16 protein-coding genes are annotated in these 16,287 nt (G+C 70.5%); 8 read left to right on the top strand and 8 right to left on the bottom strand.

Annotated elements, in window-relative coordinates:
* Window positions 1-132 precede the first annotated feature (132 nt).
* Window positions 133-795, bottom strand: coding sequence for a hypothetical protein (locus M5362_RS19285; protein ID WP_260228836.1), 663 nt, complete (start codon window positions 793-795; stop codon window positions 133-135).
* Entirely contained in the window at window positions 788-1,573 is a 786-nt protein-coding gene (locus M5362_RS19280) for a carboxylesterase (protein WP_260228835.1), read from the bottom strand. The genes M5362_RS19285 and M5362_RS19280 overlap by 8 nt, the downstream gene beginning before the upstream one ends.
* Window positions 1,574-1,784: 211 nt before the next feature.
* Here M5362_RS19280 and M5362_RS19275 point away from each other — a divergent pair, with 211 nt between their 5' ends.
* The 5 genes from M5362_RS19275 (at window position 1,785) to M5362_RS19255 (ending at window position 6,683) form a co-directional block, all read left to right on the top strand.
* Window positions 1,785-2,531, top strand: coding sequence for a 1-acyl-sn-glycerol-3-phosphate acyltransferase (locus M5362_RS19275; RefSeq protein ID WP_260228834.1), 747 nt, complete (start codon window positions 1,785-1,787; stop codon window positions 2,529-2,531).
* 34 nt (window positions 2,532-2,565) lie between these two features.
* Window positions 2,566-3,777 carry a MacS family sensor histidine kinase gene (macS, locus tag M5362_RS19270; RefSeq protein WP_260228833.1) on the top strand — a complete coding sequence of 404 codons (1,212 nt, stop codon included), beginning with the start codon at window positions 2,566-2,568 and terminating at the stop codon, window positions 3,775-3,777.
* Window positions 3,774-4,448 (top strand): response regulator transcription factor, encoded by a 675-nt coding sequence (locus M5362_RS19265; RefSeq protein WP_260228832.1) that lies wholly within the window; start codon window positions 3,774-3,776, stop codon window positions 4,446-4,448. Before macS ends, M5362_RS19265 begins: the two co-directional genes overlap by 4 nt.
* A gap of 131 nt (window positions 4,449-4,579) precedes the next feature.
* Entirely contained in the window at window positions 4,580-5,608 is a 1,029-nt protein-coding gene (locus tag M5362_RS19260; protein WP_260228831.1) for a 6-phosphofructokinase, read from the top strand.
* A 76-nt stretch (window positions 5,609-5,684) separates the two neighbouring features.
* Window positions 5,685-6,683, top strand: coding sequence for a 2-hydroxyacid dehydrogenase (locus M5362_RS19255; RefSeq protein WP_260228830.1), 999 nt, complete (start codon window positions 5,685-5,687; stop codon window positions 6,681-6,683).
* Here the strand turns inward: M5362_RS19255 and M5362_RS19250 are convergent.
* From M5362_RS19250 to M5362_RS19245, 3 genes are all read right to left on the bottom strand, one after another.
* Window positions 6,680-8,548, bottom strand: coding sequence for an anthranilate synthase family protein (locus M5362_RS19250; protein WP_260228829.1), 1,869 nt, complete (start codon window positions 8,546-8,548; stop codon window positions 6,680-6,682). The genes M5362_RS19255 and M5362_RS19250 overlap by 4 nt on opposite strands.
* A 98-nt stretch (window positions 8,549-8,646) precedes the next feature.
* Window positions 8,647-8,703 (bottom strand): trp operon leader peptide, encoded by a 57-nt coding sequence (locus M5362_RS33330; protein ID WP_124277238.1) that lies wholly within the window; start codon window positions 8,701-8,703, stop codon window positions 8,647-8,649.
* Between the two features lie 100 nt (window positions 8,704-8,803).
* Window positions 8,804-11,620, bottom strand: coding sequence for an N-acetylmuramoyl-L-alanine amidase (locus tag M5362_RS19245; RefSeq protein WP_260228828.1), 2,817 nt, complete (start codon window positions 11,618-11,620; stop codon window positions 8,804-8,806).
* A gap of 157 nt (window positions 11,621-11,777) precedes the next feature.
* On the opposite strand from M5362_RS19245, the gene M5362_RS19240 reads away from it, so the two are divergent.
* Window positions 11,778-13,130, top strand: coding sequence for a class II 3-deoxy-7-phosphoheptulonate synthase (locus M5362_RS19240; protein WP_260228827.1), 1,353 nt, complete (start codon window positions 11,778-11,780; stop codon window positions 13,128-13,130).
* A 122-nt stretch (window positions 13,131-13,252) separates the two neighbouring features.
* Entirely contained in the window at window positions 13,253-13,516 is a 264-nt protein-coding gene (locus M5362_RS19235; protein WP_260228826.1) for a bacterioferritin-associated ferredoxin, read from the top strand.
* 20 nt (window positions 13,517-13,536) lie between these two features.
* Here M5362_RS19235 and bfr read toward each other — a convergent pair whose 3' ends face one another.
* Window positions 13,537-14,013: a bacterioferritin gene (bfr, locus tag M5362_RS19230; protein WP_260228825.1), complete on the bottom strand. Its 477-nt coding sequence runs from the start codon at window positions 14,011-14,013 to the stop codon at window positions 13,537-13,539.
* A gap of 176 nt (window positions 14,014-14,189) precedes the next feature.
* Between bfr and M5362_RS19225 the strand changes: the two genes are divergently transcribed.
* Complete coding sequence (locus tag M5362_RS19225; protein WP_260228824.1) at window positions 14,190-14,822, top strand: sulfite oxidase-like oxidoreductase; 633 nt, start codon at window positions 14,190-14,192, stop codon at window positions 14,820-14,822.
* 16 nt (window positions 14,823-14,838) lie between these two features.
* On the opposite strand, the gene M5362_RS19220 is transcribed toward M5362_RS19225, so the two are convergent.
* Together M5362_RS19220 and M5362_RS19215 are read right to left on the bottom strand one after the other, a co-directional pair.
* On the bottom strand, window positions 14,839-15,354 hold the full coding sequence (locus tag M5362_RS19220) for a DUF4396 domain-containing protein (protein WP_260228822.1): 516 nt from the start codon (window positions 15,352-15,354) through the stop codon (window positions 14,839-14,841).
* Window positions 15,355-15,432: 78 nt separating this feature from the next.
* A complete protein-coding gene (locus tag M5362_RS19215; RefSeq protein ID WP_260228821.1) occupies window positions 15,433-16,284 on the bottom strand; it encodes a deoxyribonuclease IV in 852 nt (283 codons plus the stop codon).
* Between the last annotated feature and the right edge of the window lie 3 nt (window positions 16,285-16,287).

Raw genomic sequence — 16,287 nt, 5'->3', positions numbered from 1 at the left:
ACCACCGCGCCGCGGCACGCGCAGGGGTGCCTACACCACCGCGCCGCGGCACGCGCAGGGGTGCCTACACCACCGCGCCGCGGCACGCGCAGGGGTGCCTACACCACCGCGCCGCGGCACGCGCAGGGGTGCCTACACCACCGCGCCGCGGCCCGGGTCGTCGTAGCCGTCATCGTCGTCGTCGTGGCTCATCCGCGCGATCAGCGTCGCGAAGCCGCCCAGGAAGCCGCCCACGCACAGCGTCGTCAGCCACCACGTCATGTCCCACTGCAGCAGCACGGCGAGGAGCATCAGGACCGGGCCGCCCGCCACGCCCAGCCACGCGAACTTCGTCGTCGCGTCCGCCTCCGGCAGCGGAGGCGGCTCCGGCGGGACGAAGTGGCCCTCGCCGTCGTCGTCGTCCTTCTTCCCCGGCTTCCTGCCGTCCGCCTCCGCGGTCTCGGCGTCCGGGTCCGCGAGCTCGTAGTCCCGGGGGCCGCCGCCCACGCCCACCCCGGGCGCGAAGACGATCGAGCTGCCGAGCGCGGGCTTCGCCGGCCCGTCGGCGTCGTCGCCCTCCTCGCCCTCCTCGTCGTCCTCTTCCTCGTCGGCGTCCGCGTCCTCGTCGGCGTCCGCGTCGCCCTCGTCATCGCTGTCGACCGGTTCCGGGAGCGCCAGATCCTCCACCGACCGGAAGGGGCGCGAGCCCGGCGGGTCCGCCGGCTCCTCGCCGTACCCCGCGACGATCGCGGCCCAGGCCGCCTCCTCGTCGATGGGCTGCGGCTCGCCGCGCTCCCCGTCCTGCTGCTCAGCCACCGCTCGTGCTCCCCTTCTTCTCCCCGACGACGTCCGGAGCGAGCCGGCCGACGAACGCCCAGCTCTCCTCGAAGATCCGCTCCGCGTCATGGTCCAACGTCGCCACGTGGTAGCTCTGTTCCAGCAGGATCTCCTGGACGTCCGTCGAGGAGATCCGGCTCAGCACCCGCGCCGAGTCGGCCGGCGGGACCACATGGTCCTGAGGGCTGTGCAGCACCATCACCGGCTGCGTGACCTGCGGGAGCTCCGCGTCCACGGTCCGGAAGAACTGCCGCAGGGAGTGGGCGGAGTGCAGCGGCACCCGGTCGTAGCCGATCTCCGCCACGCCCTCCTTGGCGATGTCGCTCGCGATGCCGTTCGTCGTACGGACGAAGTGCCGCACGACCGGCAGCGCGTGCGCCGCGACACCGTGCACCTTGTTCCCCGGGTTCACCAGGACGAGACCCCGCACCGCGTCCCCGTGCTTGGCCGCGAGGCGCAACGCCAGGGCCCCGCCCATGGAAAGGCCGAAGACGAAGACCGTCTCGCAGCGGGCGAGCAGCTCCCGCAGCTCCCGGTCCACCTCCGCGTACCAGTCGTGCCAGGTGGTGAGCTGCATGTCCTCCCAGCGGGTGCCGTGCCCGGGCAGCAGCGGCACCGACACCGTCAGTCCGCGCTCGGCCAGGTACTCGGCCCAGGGGCGCATCGACTGCGGGGAACCGGTGAATCCGTGACAGAGAAGGACGCCGACCTTGCCGCCGTCGTGGCGGTACGGCTCGGCTCCAGGAATGACCGGCACCGGGGTCTCCTGTTCGGGGGTTCGGCTTCGCGGAGGGCGAGGCTTCGACGAAGCGACGGCGGAAAAGGGGAAGGCCTTCACGGTACGCGACCGGACCGACACCCGACCAGGTCCGTTCGCACGAAGGTGCCCCGTCCGCGGCCGCACCGGCGCGGGCGGGCGCGAAAAGGCGGGATAAGGTCTGTCCGACGGCACACGGAAGGTACTCGAGTTGATCTACGGCGCAATGAAGTTCTCCATCGGAGGGTCACTGAAGCTCGCCTTCAGGCCGTGGGTGGAGGGCCTCGAGAACATTCCCGCCGACGGGCCGGCGATCCTCGCGAGCAACCACCTCTCCTTCTCGGACTCCTTCTTCCTGCCCGCCGTGCTCGACCGCAAGGTCACCTTCATCGCGAAGGCCGAGTACTTCACCTCGCCCGGACTGAAGGGGAAGCTCACCGCCGCCTTCTTCAAGGGCGTCGGCCAGCTCCCCGTGGACCGCTCCGGCGCCCGCGGGGCGGGCGAGGCGGCGATCAAGGCCGGCATCGAGGTCATCGAGAAGGGCGGGCTCTTCGGCATCTACCCCGAGGGCACCCGCTCGCCCGACGGCCGGCTCTACCGCGGCAAGCCCGGCGGCCTCGCGCGGGTGGCCCTGGCCACCGGAGCGCCCGTGATCCCGGTCGCCATGATCGACACCGAGAAGATCCAGCCGCCCGGCAAGGTCGTCCCGAAGCTGATGCGCCCGGGGATCCGGATCGGCGAGCCGCTGGACTTCACCCGCTACCAGGGCATGGAGGGGGACCGCTTCATCCTGCGCTCGGTGACCGACGAGGTCATGTACGAGATCATGAAGCTGTCCGGCCAGGAGTACGTCGACATCTACGCGACGGCCGCGAAGCGTCAGATCGCGGACGCCGAGAAGGCCGCCAAGGAGGCCGTCAAGGCCGAGATCGCGGCGCGGGAAGAGTCCGGCGCCTGACCCTCTCGTAGGGGGCGCCCGGGGGGTGGGGGAGATGGCCAAGCGCGAGCGTGTCGTGCGGATGTCGGTCGAGCAGCCGCTGTGGCGCGCGCTCACCGCGTACCGCATCGGAACGATGGTCTACGCCGTTCTGATCTTCGCCTTCGCCCGGGAGCGCTACGAACGGCCCTGGGTGGCCGTCGCCTTCCTCGCCGTCATGTGCGTCTGGACGCTCGCCACCCTGCCCAAGGTGGCGAACGCGGCCAGCTGCACCAAGCGGTTCCTGATCGCCGACCTCGCCGTCGCCCTGACCGGCATCCTGCTCACCCCGCTCGCGGACGAGCAGGCCCAGTCGGTCGACGGGCCGACTCTGCCGACGATATGGACCGCCGGAGCCGTCCTCGCGTACGCGATCAAGGGCGGCTGGCGCTGGGCCGGCTTCGCCTCCTCGCTGGTCGCCGTCGCCAACATCATCGAGCGCGCCCACCCCACCCGGGACACCCTGCACAACGTCCTCCTCGTATGGGTGGCGTCCATCGCCATCGGCTACGTCGTCGAGGTCGCCCGCGCCTCCGAACGCACCCTCGCCCGCGCCCTGGAGATCGAGGCCGCGACCCGGGAGCGCGAGCGCCTCGCCCGTGACATCCACGACAGCGTCCTCCAGGTCCTGGCGATGGTGCAGCGGCGCGGCACGGCGCTGGGCGGCGAGGCCGCCGAGCTGGGGCGGATGGCGGGCGAGCAGGAGGTCGCGCTGCGCACCCTGGTCGCCGGCGGTCTGGCCCGGCCGTCGCTGGTCTCCGAGGACGAGTCCGAAGGGGCCGTGGTCCGTATCGTCGAGGAGCCCGAGGACGACTCCCCGCTCGATCTGCGCGCTCTGCTCGCCCCGCGCGCAGGGGCGAAGGTCACGCTCGCGGACCCGGGCGCGCCGGTCCTGCTGCCGGCGGCCGCGGGGCGTGAGCTGGCCGCCGCGGTCGGCGCCGCCCTGGACAACGTCCGGGTGCACGCGGGCGACCAGGCCCGGGCCTGGATCCTGGTCGAGGACTGGCCGGACGAGGTGATCGTGACGGTGCGGGACGACGGCCCGGGCATTCCCGAGGGGCGGCTGGCCCAGGCCGAGGGCGAGGGGCGGATGGGCGTCGCGCTCTCCATCCGCGGCCGGCTGCGGGAGCTGGGCGGCACGGCCGAGCTGATCTCGGTACCGGGCCAGGGCACGGAAGTGGAACTGAAGGTCCCGAGGGACACACGGGGGAAGGCGGGAACGCGATGAGCGAGCAGCAGCAGATCAGGGTGATGGTCGTCGACGACCATCCGATGTGGCGGGACGCGGTCGCCCGCGACCTCGCCGAGGCCGGTTTCGACGTGGTGGCCACCGCGGGCGACGGCGAGCAGGCGGTGCGCCGCGCCGGTGCGGTCGGCCCGGACGTGCTCGTCCTCGACCTCAACCTGCCCGCCAAGCCGGGGGTCCAGGTCTGCAAGGAGCTGGTCGGCGCCGACCCCACGCTGCGGGTCCTGGTGCTCTCCGCGAGCGGCGAGCACGCCGACGTCCTGGAGGCGGTCAAGTCCGGCGCCACCGGCTATCTGCTGAAGTCGGCCAGCACGGCCGAGCTGATCGACGCGGTACGGCGTACGGCGGTCGGCGACCCCGTGTTCACGCCCGGCCTCGCGGGCCTGGTCCTCGGCGAGTACCGCAGGCTCGCCTCCGAGCCCGCCCCCGCCCTGGGCACGGACGAGCCCGGGGCGCCCCAGCTGACCGAGCGCGAGACGGAGGTGCTGCGGCTCGTGGCCAAGGGCCTGAGCTACAAGCAGATCGCCGAGCGCCTGGTCATCTCGCACCGGACCGTGCAGAACCACGTCCAGAACACGCTCGGCAAGCTCCAGCTGCACAACCGGGTGGAGCTCGTCCGGTACGCCATCGAGCGCGGCCTCGACGACGCCTGAGCGCCCGGAAGCGCGCCCGGCCCGAGCCGCCGGGCGCGCCGCACAATTCACTCTCCGTGCCGTGTCGGAGTGACCCACGTCACTACTAGCGTGGGCCGCACATTCCGTCCGCCATGGCGAAGGAGAGCTCCATGCGTGTCGGCGTACTGACCGGAGGCGGCGACTGCCCCGGTCTCAACGCGGTCATCCGCGCCATCGTCCGCAAGGGCGTCCAGGAGTACGGCTACGAGTTCACCGGGTTCCGCGACGGCTGGCGCGGTCCCCTGGAGGGTGTCGCGGTACCGCTCGACATCCCCGCCGTCCGCGGCATCCTGCCGCGCGGCGGCACGATCCTCGGTTCCTCCCGCACCAACCCCCTCACCGCTCCGAGCGGCATCCGCCGGGTCAAGGAGAACCTCGCCAAGTACGAGATCGAGGCCCTGATCGCGATCGGCGGCGAGGACACCCTCGGCGTCGCCGCCCGGCTGGTCGACGAGTACGGCGTTCCCTGTGTCGGCGTTCCGAAGACGATCGACAACGACCTGTCCGCCACCGACTACACCTTCGGCTTCGACACCGCGGTCGGTATCGCCACCGAGGCCATCGACCGGCTGCACACCACCGCCGAGTCCCACATGCGGGTCCTGGTCGTGGAGGTGATGGGCCGCCACGCGGGCTGGATCGCGCTCCACTCCGGCCTCGCGGGCGGTGCCAACGTCATCCTCATCCCCGAGCAGCGCTTCGACCTCGACCAGGTCTGCGCCTGGGTCACCTCACGCTTCAAGGCCACCTACGCCCCGATAGTGGTCGTCGCCGAGGGCGCGATGCCCCGGGACGGGGAGCTGGTCCTCAAGGACCGCACGCTCGACTCGTACGGGCACGTCCGGCTCTCGGGCGTGGGCGAGTGGCTCGCCAAGGAGATCGAACGGCGCACGGGCAAGGAGGCCAGGACCACCGTCCTCGGCCATGTGCAGCGCGGCGGCACGCCCAGCGCCTTCGACCGCTGGCTCGCCACCCGGTTCGGTCTGCACGCCATCGACGCGGTCCGCGACGGCGCCTGGGGACAGATGGTCGCGCTGCGCGGCACCGACATCGTCCGCGTCCCCATCTCCGAGGCCACGGCGCGGCTCAAGACGGTCGATCCGGCGCTCTACGCGGAGGTGGGCGTCTTCTTCGGCTGAGCGTCCCCGAGCGGTGGGCCGTATATTCGCGCGTATCCGGCCCATCGCTCTTCTTCGCTCAGGTGAGAGGAAAGTCGTGGAAATCCTGGCATTCGGTGTGCAGGCCGACGAGAGGCCGCTGATCGAGAAGGCCTTCGCGGGACACCACGACGCCCGCTGCCTGGAGGTGTTCCTCTCCGAGGACACCGCCCCCATCGCCGCCGGCTACGAGATCGTCTCCACGAGCGTCAACGCCGACCTCGGCGCCCGGGTCCTGCGGACCCTCGCCGGCGGCGGCACGAAGTTCATCGCCCAGCGCTCCACCGGCTTCAACAACATCGACCTCGACGTGGCCGCCGGGCTCGGCCTCACCGTCGCCCGGGTCTCCTCCTACTCCCCGTACTCCGTCGCCGAGTTCGCCTGGACGCTGGCGATGGCCGTCAACCGGCGGATCGTCCGCGCCTCCAACCGGACACGGGACTTCGACTTCCGGCTCGACGGGCTGATGGGCCGCGACCTGCGCGGCCGCACGGTCGGCGTCCTCGGCACCGGAAAGATCGGCGAGGCGTTCACCCGGATCGCCCACGGCTTCGGCATGCGCCTCCTCGGCTGGGACGTCGCGCAGAACCCCGCCTGCGTCGGACTCGGCATGACGTACGTCGAGAAGGAGCAACTCCTCGCCGAGTCCGACCTGGTCAGCCTGCACGTCCCGCTGCTCCCCGCGACCCGGCGCCTCCTCGACGCCGCCGCCCTCAGGACGATGAAGGACGACGCCATCCTGGTGAACTCCAGTCGCGGCGGCCTCATCGACACCGAGGCGCTCGTGGCGGAGCTCCGCGCCGGCCGGTTCACCGGAGTGGGACTCGACGTGTACGAGGCGGAGGCCGGACTCTTCTTCCTCGACAAGTCCCTGGAGGTCGTCGCGGACGACACCCTGGCCCGCCTGGTGACCTTCCCGAACGTGGTGGTCACCTCCCACCAGGCGTACTACACGGTCGACGCGGTCGGCCAGATCGTCGACACGACCGTCCAGAACGTCCTCGACTACATTGCGGGCCGCGCCAGCGAGAACGTCCTGGTCCCGGCCGCCTCCTAGACCAGCACCCCGGCGAGCAGCGACGCGGTCAGGGCCGCCCCCTCCATCGTCAGGACCGACTCCGGGTGGAACTGCACGCCCGCGAAGCCGGGTCCGCGCAGCGCGTGGACCTCGTCCGTCTTCTCGTCCCGGCTCACCTCGATCCGGTGCAGGGCCAGTTCGGTGGCGGTCCGGTCGTCGCAGCGGGCCGTGAAGCTGTTGTAGAAGCCGACCGTCTGCTCCTGCCCGAAGAGGTCGATCCGCACCTGCGCCCCCTGGAACGGAGTCCGCTTGCGGACGATCTCCAGCCCCAGCTCGGCCGCGATCAGCTCATGGCCGAGGCAGACCCCCAGAAGACCGTGCCGGTGGTCGCGCACCAGATCGGCCGTCAGCCCACGGAGGAAACGCATCTTGGGGTCGGCCGCGTCACCGGGGTCGCCGGGCCCGGGGCCGAGGACCACCGGGCCGTCGTGGGTGAGCGCGAGCTCCCGCAGCCCCGGCTCGTCGTAGCGGACCACGGAGACCTCCAGACCGGAGGAGCGCAGCAGGTGCGCGAGCATCGCGGTGAACGTGTCCTCGGCGTCGACCACCAGCGCGTGGCCGGTCAGCTCGGCGGACTGGACCTGCATCCGCAGCCAGAACGGCGCCAGGTCGGCCCGCCGGGCGTCCAGCGCCGCCCGCACCCGCGGATCGTCCGCAAGCCGCGGAGCCACCGGCGTCTCGTCGCGCGGCCGCCCCTCCCGTACGCCCAGCGCCGCGAGGACGCCCGCCGCCTTGGCGTGCGTCTCGGCGACCTCGCCCGCCGGGTCGGAGTGCCGCACCAGGGTCGCGCCGACCGGCACCCGCAGCCGTCCGTCCCCGGAGATGTCGGCGGTCCGGATGAGGATGGGGGAGTCCAGCGTCTGCGCCCCGCTCTCGTCGGTGCCGAGCAGGGCCAGGGCGCCCGCGTAGTAGCCCCGCCCGCCGGCCTCGTGCCGCTCGATCACCCGGCAGGCGTTCTGCACGGGCGAGCCGGTGACCGTCGCCGCGAACATCGTCTCCCGCAGCACCTCCCGCACGTCGAGGGAGGAGCGGCCCCGCAGCTCGTACTCGGTGTGCGCCAGGTGCGCCATCTCCTTGAGCCGCGGCCCGATCACCACCCCGCCCATGTCGCCGACCGTGCACATCATCTTCAGCTCCTCGTCGACCACCATGGAGAGCTCCTCGGTCTCCTTGCGGTCGGCCAGGAAGGTCAGCAGGTCGTCGGGGGTGGGCGCGGCCCCGGCCGGGTAGCGGTACGTGCCGCTGATCGGGTTCATCACGACCGTGCCGCCGGACATCCGGACGTGCACCTCCGGGCTCGCCCCGACGAGGGTCCGGTCGCCGGTGTGCACGACGAACGTCCAGTACGCGCCCCGCTCGCCCGCCAGGAGCCGCCGGAAGAGCGCGAGAGCGTCGGCGCGCCCGAAGCCGGGGATCTCGCCGGTGAACGTCCGCCGGATGACGAAGTTCGCGCCCTCGCCCGCGCCGATCTCCTCCTCGATCACCCGGCGCACGGTCGCGGCGTACGCCTCGTCCGACACGTCGAACCCGCCGCCCTCCACCCGTACGTCATGGGCGGGCAGCTGCTCCATCGCGGTGGCGAGCGGCAGCTCGTACGCCTCCTCGGCCACCAGCACGGAGAGCGGGGTGCCGTCGTCGCGGACGTCGAAGCCGCGCTCGCGGATCTGCCGGAACGGCACGAGGGCGAGCGTCGGGAGCGCGCCGACGGGCAGCTCGGCGAGCCGCTCGGCCTCGTGGACCGCGCCGATCAGCACCTCGACGGTGTCGTGGTCGCGGCCGGGCGTGCGTCTGCGGAGCAGGGCGAAGGGCGGGCAGGAGTCGTCGAGGAGACGGGAGAGGTCCATGGAGCGGGTTCCTTCCGGGAGTCGGAGAGGAACGGCCTGGGGGTACGAGAAAGGCCGCCCCTCGGGGCGGCCTTCGCGTGTCGTGGGTGTACGCGCAGTCAGCGGGCCGCCGGATGAGCGGTCCACCACCAGTTCTGGGTCGTCTGCGCGAACATGCCTGCACTGTAACGCAGCCGGGCGGCGACAAGGGGCCCGGTTCACACCGTGGACGGTGCGAGCCGGGCCCCTCGGGCGTCCGGGCGGATCAGGATCGGATCAGAAGATCATGTTGTAGATCTGCCAGCCGCTGCCGACCTTGGTGCGGGCGGCGAACGGAGCCGTCGCGCTGCCGGTGCCCTTGTAGAACCACAGGACACCGGAGCCGTCGCGGCCGACGAGGTCGACCCTGCCGTCGGCGTTCAGGTCGCTCGGACCGACGAGCTGGTTGTACGTCTGCCAGCCGGTGCCGACCTTGACGCGGGCGGCGTACGGCGAGGTGGTGGTACCGGTGCCCTTGTAGAACCACAGGGTCCCGGCGCTGTCGCGGGCGACGAGGTCGGCCTTGCCGTCGGCGTTCAGGTCACCGGTGCTGACGAGCTGGTTGTACGTCTGCCAGCCACCGCCGACCTTCACCCGGGGGGCGAACGGCGTGGCCGGGTTGCCCGTGCCCTGGTAGTACCAGAGCGTGCCGGACTTCTCGCGGGCGATCAGGTCCGGCTTCGCGTCCCCGTTCAGATCACGGACGCCGAGTATTCGGTCGTAGATCTGCCAGCCGCCGCCCGTCTTCAGCTTGGCCCTGAACGGCGAGGACGCGTTGCCGGTGCCCTGGTAGTACCAGAGGACGCCGGCGGCGTCACGGGCGACCATGTCCCCGGTCCCGTCCGCGCGCAGCGCGGTCATCGGGGTGATGGCGTTGTACGCGTTCCAGCCGCTGCCGACGCGGTAGCGCGTCAGGAACGCCGAGGTGGAGCTGCCGGTGCCCTGGTACTGCCAGAGGACGCCGGAGCCGTCACGGGCGAGGAGGTTGTAGCGGTTGTTCGTCGCGACGGGCGCGGCCGCCGCGACCACCTGCACGTCCTTGGCCTGCACCCACGCGATGCGGTGGTTGTAGCGGATGGGGATGAACTTGGTCGTCCCCTGGACGCGGGTTCCGTCGGTGTTGTACGCGCTGGAGTAGTAGTCACCGGCGACCTCGGCGCCCGCGGCGATGTACGCCTGGCCGGCCGGGATCGTGTACTTGGTCAGCGGGTCGGAGTTCTTGTCCTGGACGTTCACGCCCGTTCCGGTGTAGGCCGCGGCCTCGGGGTAGGCGCGACCGTAGACCTTGATCGCGGTCGTACCCACCGGCTTCACGACGGTCTTCGCGGTGCTCACGAGCGAGGTGTACTGTCCGCCCGGGTTGCGGAACCAGGCCTTCTGGCCGCCGTACCAGATCGCGGTCCAGTCGCTGCGGACATCGGCGACGACGTACTGGCCACCGGCGACGACCTTGTTGCCCCAGTTGTCGCCGCTGTTCCACGTGACGCCCGGGATGTACGGGTCCTTGATCACCTTGGCGGAGTCGGCGACGGGCTCCGAGTACAGATATCCGAAGTTCGCCGGCTGGGCCGGAGCGGTCTTCCGGACGATGACGCCGTCGACATTCTCCGTGTAGGTCAGCGGAGGCTGGTTCGCGGAGGTGAACGGCGGCACCACGCGAACCGTCTGCCCCTGCCTCAGGAGACCGCCCGCACCTTCGGCGCCGGTCGGGACGCCGATCTTGGCCATGAAGCGGTTCCAGTCCCAGAACGGGCCCGGGTCCCAGTGGACGCCCGCGGCCTTGGAGTCGAGCACGCCCGGGACCTCGTCGTGGCCGATGACGTGCTCGCGGTTCAGCGGAACGTTGTACTTCGCCGCCAGGTACTTCACCATCGCCGCGGTGGTGTCGTACTGCGACTCCTTGTACCAGCCACCGCCGCCCTTGATGGCGTAGCCCTCGTGCTCGATGCCGATCGAGTGCATGTTGACGGTCTTGTTGCCGGCGTGGAACGCCTCGTTCTTGGTCTCGACCATCTGCGTGACGCGACCGTCGTAACGAACGATGTAGTGGGCGCTGGCCCAGCGGTTCGGGTCCTTGAACACTCCCACCGCGCCGTCGTGGGTGCCCTCGACGTCGTGGATGACGATCTGGCGGATGTCGAAGCCGCCACTGCCGTACGGCACGCGGGACGCGATGTTGAAGTTGCCCAGGTCCTGCACGTAGGCCGCCGAGTCGTACGAGCAGACCAGACCGGAGGGGCACTCGGGAGCCGCCGCCGTGGCCGCGGACGTCGCGGCCAGCGGAACGTTCGCCGGCTTGACCGGCTCGACCGTCGGGTCGGCCGGCAGGAGGACCTGCTCGCCGTCCGCGGTGATCTCGGCCTCGCCCGTCTTGATCGACTCGAAGACCCGCTCGGCGAACTGGTCGGCGCCCTTGCGGTCCTCGGACTGGCTGAAGCGGGCAACCGCCGGGTACCAGTCGCCCGGCTTGTCGGACAGCTCGGCGCCGGCCTGCTTCTGGTACTCGGCGAGGAGCGCCGCGCCGGCCCGGATGGAGGCGGCGGTGTCCTTCTGGACGGCCTCGGTCGAGCTGTCGATCAGCTCCGCTGCCTTGTCCAGGCTGTGCAGCTTCGGGTCGTCGGTGTCGACGGTGTCCTTCGGCAGCGGAGCCAGCAGCTTCTTCTTGTCGACCTTCTTGTCGACCGACGGGTCACCGGCGCCGTTGACGAGGTGCTCGATGTGCTCGTCAGAGCCCTCGACGTCCTCCGGGTCGACCTTCGTCAGGCCCATGACGTTGTAGTCACCGGTGACGCTCGGCTGGCCGTCGTGCGACTCCCACCGCGTCTGCCGGTACGACACGGCCATCAGCACGCTCTGCGGAACGTCGAACTCCTCCGCCGCCTGCGCGAACTGCGACTGCAGCGACGTTTCTCCCCCCGCCTTCCCGTCCGACGAGCCCAAGATCCCCGGCGATGCCACGGCGATCGTCCCGATCGTCGCGGTGGCGACGACGGCCGCCGCCGCTCCGTACAGCAGCCGTCTCTTCTTGCGGTCCCTGCGGTGCCCCTGGCTCACGCCCACCCCTGTGAAGTATTTAGGCCTCAGATGTTTAAACGCGCGTGAGGTTAACACCACTCGATGGCGTGATGATCGCGATGGGATATTCCGGGCGCGTGTCTCAGCCATTGGGCGCGTCCCTGGACAAGCCGCCGGACACCGTAATGTGGTGGTTGTGACCGTGAACGCTAAGACCACCGCAACCGGTGGCAACACCTGGCGAGACCTTCCCGCGGCGCAGCAGCCCGAGTACCCCGATGCCGAGGCTCTGCGCGATGTGATCGCGGACCTCGAGTCGTATCCGCCGCTCGTCTTCGCGGGCGAGTGCGACCAGCTGCGCGCCCGCATGGGAGCCGTCGCCCGTGGCGAGGCGTTCCTGCTCCAGGGCGGCGACTGCGCCGAGGCCTTCGACGCCGTGTCCGCCGACCACATCCGAGCCAAGCTCAAGACCCTGCTCCAGATGAGCGCCGTCCTGACGTACGCGGCCTCCGTGCCCGTCGTCAAGGTCGGCCGCATCGCCGGGCAGTACTCCAAGCCCCGCTCCAAGGGCACCGAGACGCGTGACGGCGTGACCCTGCCGACCTACCGCGGCGACTCCGTCAACGGCTTCGACTTCAACGAGAAGTCCCGCGTCCCGGACCCCGAGCGCCTGAAGCGGATGTACAACGCGTCCGCCTCCACGCTCAACCTGGTGCGCGCCTTCACCACCGGCGGCTACGCCGACCTGCGCCAGGTGCACGCCTGGAACCAGGACTTCGTGAAGTCGTCCCCGTCGGGTCAGCGCTACGAGGCGCTCGCCCGCGAGATCGACAACGCGCTGAATTTCATGAAGGCCTGTGGCACCGACCCGGCCGAGTTCAAGGCCGTCGAGTTCTACGCCTCCCACGAGGCGCTGCTGCTCGACTACGAGGGCGCCCTCACCCGTACCGACTCGCGTACCGGCAAGCTGTACGACACCTCCGGCCACATGGTCTGGATCGGTGAGCGCACCCGGCAGCTCGACCACGCCCACATCGAGTTCGCCTCGCGGATCGCGAACCCGATCGGCATCAAGCTGGGCCCGACGACCACGGTCGACGACGCGCTGACGTACATCGACCGGCTCGACCCGGACCGTGAGCCCGGCCGGCTGACCTTCATCGTCCGCATGGGCGCCGACAAGGTCCGGGACAAGCTCCCGGAGCTGGTCGAGAAGGTCACCGCCTCCGGCGCGACCGTCGCCTGGGTCACCGACCCGATGCACGGCAACACCTTCGAGGCGGCCTCCGGCCACAAGACCCGGCGCTTCGACGACGTGCTCGACGAGGTCAAGGGCTTCTTCGAGGTGCACAAGAGCCTGGGGACGCACCCGGGCGGCATCCACGTCGAGCTCACCGGTGACGACGTCACCGAGTGCGTGGGCGGCGGCGACGAGATCTTCGTCGACGACCTGCACCAGCGCTACGAGACGGCCTGCGACCCGCGGCTCAACCGCAGCCAGTCGCTGGACCTGGCCTTCCTGGTGGCGGAGATGTACCGCGATCAGTAAGTAGCTTCGTACGACGATGGGGCGCGGATCCATGTGATCCGCGCCCCATCGTCGTATCGGGGGCTTTTAGGCCTCGCGCGCGCCGGGTAAGGTTAGGTTAGCCTTATCGATCTAGGCGGGAGGTGAACCGCGTGTACGTATGCTCATGCTTCGGTGTCACGGAGAAGCAGGTCAAGGAGCACGCGGACGCGGGCGCCTGTACGCCTCGCCAGATCGCCTCCGCCTGCAAGGCGGGAACGGACTGCGGTTCGTGCGTACGGCGCATTCAAGCCATTCTCGGGCGCGGTAACTGCCCGAGGCGGGAGCTCCTGGACCAGGGGCTGCCCGCGCTGACCTCGGTGTCGGAAGCCCCTGAGGAGTTCGAGGACCTTCCCGAGGCTGCCTAGCCGGCGATCCGGTCCGTGGCCTAGCTCGGCTGCTCGATCAGCGTCGAGAGGTAGAGCGCCTCGCCGAGGCTCTCGATCAGCTCCAGCTGGGTGTCGAGGTAGTCGATGTGGTGCTCCTCGTCGGCCAGGATCTCCTCGAAGAGGTTCGCCGAGGTGATGTCGCCCTTGGCCCGCATGACCTCGATGCCACGCTTGAGGCGGTCGATCGCCTCGACCTCCACCTGGCGGTCCGCCTGGAACATCTCGGTGATCGTCTGACCGACCCGCACGTGGAAGAGCCGCTGGTAGTTGGGCAGACCGTCCAGCATCAGGATGCGCTCGGTGAGCTTGTCCGCGTGCTTCATCTCATCGATGGACTCTTCGCGGGTGTACTTGGCGAGCTTGGTCCAGCCCTTGTTGTCCTGGATGCGGTAATGCAGCCAGTACTGGTTGATGGCCGTCAGCTCGCCGGTCAGCTGCTCGTTGAGGAACTCGAGGACCTCGGGGTCGCCCTGCATCGCAGAGGCTCCTTCCACGCATGTCTGGGTCGTGACTGGGCAGGATGGCCGCATCCTTGCACCACGGATGGGGGGCGTCCAGTAAGTGCAGGCTTAGTGGGACTTGCCCCGGATCGTGCATGCGTGCGAGGTTGGCTGGTCATGACCACCCCTCGCGGTCTGTCACCATGGATGACATGGGTCAGCCGGAGAGCGGAGTACGCCGGGAAGCAGAGCAGACGGATCTTCCGCCGGGACAGCGGCTGCAGCGCGGCTGGCCGGTCACCCATTACGGACCCGTCCCCAAGTTCAAGCCGGACCGCTGGGAGTTCCGGGTCTTCGGGGCGACGGCGGACGGCGACAAGCGGTGCTGGAACCACGAGGAGTTCTCGGCCCTCCCGTTCTCGACGGTCGTGGCCGATCTGCACTGCGTCACGAAATTCAGCATGCTCGGGGCCGAATGGGGTGGGGTGCCCGCCCGGACGATCCTGGAGCTGGCCCCGCCGGCCGCCGGCGTCACGCATGTGATGGTCTGGGCCGAGTACGGCTTCAGCGCCAACATGCGGCTCGCCGACTTCGCCGCGGAGGGCACGATCTTCGCCACCCACAAGGACGGTGAGCTGCTCACCGCCGAGCACGGCTTCCCGCTGCGGCTCGTGGTGCCGCACCTCTACGCCTGGAAGGGGCCCAAGTGGGTCCGGGGCGTGGAGTACATGACCGCCGATCGCCGGGGCTTCTGGGAGGAGCGCGGCTATCACAACATCGGCGACCCGTGGAGAGAGCAGAGGTACTCCTACCAGGAGGAGCCGGGGGACGGCCCGGAGCTGTAGGCGCTCCGGACCGCGCTCAGTGGTGGTACCGGTGGACCACCGCGTGGCCCTTGCCGCGGCCGATCAGCCACTTGTTGACGGGCGTGGTGACCAGGAACGCGACGAGGAAGGCGAAGGCCAGGGCGCCCCAGAAGAGCGCGTCCGAGAGATGGGCCTCCATCGCTCCCGGCACCAGCAGCAGCACTCCGTTGTCGGCGATCTCCATGACGGTGATGGAGAGGGTGTCCGCGGCGAGCGCGACACCGATGGCCGCCTTCAGGCTCAGGCCGGCGCGGACGACCGCCCACAGGGTGAGTGAGTAGCCGAAGAAGAAGGCCAGGGCGATGGCCAGGACCATCGTCGGGGCGGTGCCCCAGCCCAGCGCGGTGCCGATGATCATGCCCAGGACCTCGCCGATGGCGCATCCGGTGAGGCAGTGGAGGGTGGCCTTCGCCGCCATGGACCAGCTGGCTCCGCCCGGGGTGTGGCCCCCGTGGTCGTGACCTGCGTGGGCGGCGGTGTGGTGGTGAGCGTGGCCTTCGTGCTGCTCCATGGGTCCCCCAATGGCAAGTAGCGGTTCCTGCTCTGCACAGGAACCGTATACCCCCCTGGGGTATTCCTCAACGGGGTCTCAGCCTCTGAGCTTCTTCAGCCGCTCCACGTCCGCCACGTGCCCGTCCTTGCCGCCCGGGGTCTCGATGACCAGCGGGACCCCGTCGGTCGCGTGGTGCCTCATCAGCTCGCGGAACGGCTCCTCGCCGATGTGACCGGAGCCGATGTTCGCGTGCCGGTCCTTGTGCGCGCCGACGACGTCCTTGGAGTCGTTGGCATGGATGAGCTTCAGCCGGCCCTCGCCCACGGTCGCGACCAGCTCGTCGAGCGTCCGCGTCATCCCGTACGGCCCGGTCAGATCGTGGCCCGCCGCGAAGATGTGGCAGGTGTCGAGGCAGATCCCGAGCTTGGGGTGGCGGTCGAGGGCGTCGAAGTACGGGCCGAAGTCCTCGGCGCGCGAGCAGAGCGAGAAGCCCTGCCCGGCCGTCGACTCCAGCAGCAGGAACGGGTCGTCCGGGTGCGTCAGCTCGTCCAGCAGCGGCCGCATCCGCTCCCGTACCTGCGCCAGCGCCTCCGCGCGCGGACGGCCCCCGGTCGCCGAGCCGGTGTGCACCACCACGCCCTTCGCCCCGATCTCCCGGCCCCGGCGCAGCGAGTGCCGCAGCGACTCGACCGACCGCTCGACGGTGGCCTCGGTGTGGGAGCCGAAGTTGATCAGGTACGGGGCATGGACCCAGGCCGACAGGTTCTCCGCCTCGCACCCGGCGCGGAAGAGCTCGTCCTGCGCCGGGTTGCCCACGGGCGTGGCCCAGCCGCGGGGGTTGGCGACGAAGACCTGGACCGTCTCCGCGCCCAGCTCGCGGGCATAGCCCAGACCGACCGTGGCGAGGCCGCCGGCCACGGGGACATGGCCGCCGACGGGGTTGCGCATGAG

The organism is Streptomyces sp. Je 1-79 (assembly GCF_025195125.1).
In the GTDB taxonomy this organism is placed as follows: Bacteria; Actinomycetota; Actinomycetes; order Streptomycetales; family Streptomycetaceae; genus Streptomyces.
The sequence above is the reverse complement of the archived record's forward strand: the minus strand, read 5'-3'. Positions and strand labels throughout refer to the sequence as shown.

What these genes read in the sequence shown, in the direction of transcription:
- M5362_RS19215 (WP_260228821.1), bottom strand. Translation starts at nt 16,284, where the DNA reads ATGCGCAACCCCGTCGGCGGCCATGTCCCCGTGGCCGGCGGCCTCGCC.
- M5362_RS19265 (WP_260228832.1), top strand. Translation starts at nt 3,774, where the DNA reads ATGAGCGAGCAGCAGCAGATCAGGGTGATGGTCGTCGACGACCATCCG.
- M5362_RS19260 (WP_260228831.1), top strand. Translation starts at nt 4,580, where the DNA reads ATGCGTGTCGGCGTACTGACCGGAGGCGGCGACTGCCCCGGTCTCAAC.
- M5362_RS19220 (WP_260228822.1), bottom strand. Translation starts at nt 15,354, where the DNA reads ATGGAGCAGCACGAAGGCCACGCTCACCACCACACCGCCGCCCACGCA.
- macS (WP_260228833.1), top strand. Translation starts at nt 2,566, where the DNA reads ATGGCCAAGCGCGAGCGTGTCGTGCGGATGTCGGTCGAGCAGCCGCTG.
- bfr (WP_260228825.1), bottom strand. Translation starts at nt 14,013, where the DNA reads ATGCAGGGCGACCCCGAGGTCCTCGAGTTCCTCAACGAGCAGCTGACC.
- M5362_RS19250 (WP_260228829.1), bottom strand. Translation starts at nt 8,548, where the DNA reads ATGGACCTCTCCCGTCTCCTCGACGACTCCTGCCCGCCCTTCGCCCTG.
- M5362_RS19225 (WP_260228824.1), top strand. Translation starts at nt 14,190, where the DNA reads ATGGGTCAGCCGGAGAGCGGAGTACGCCGGGAAGCAGAGCAGACGGAT.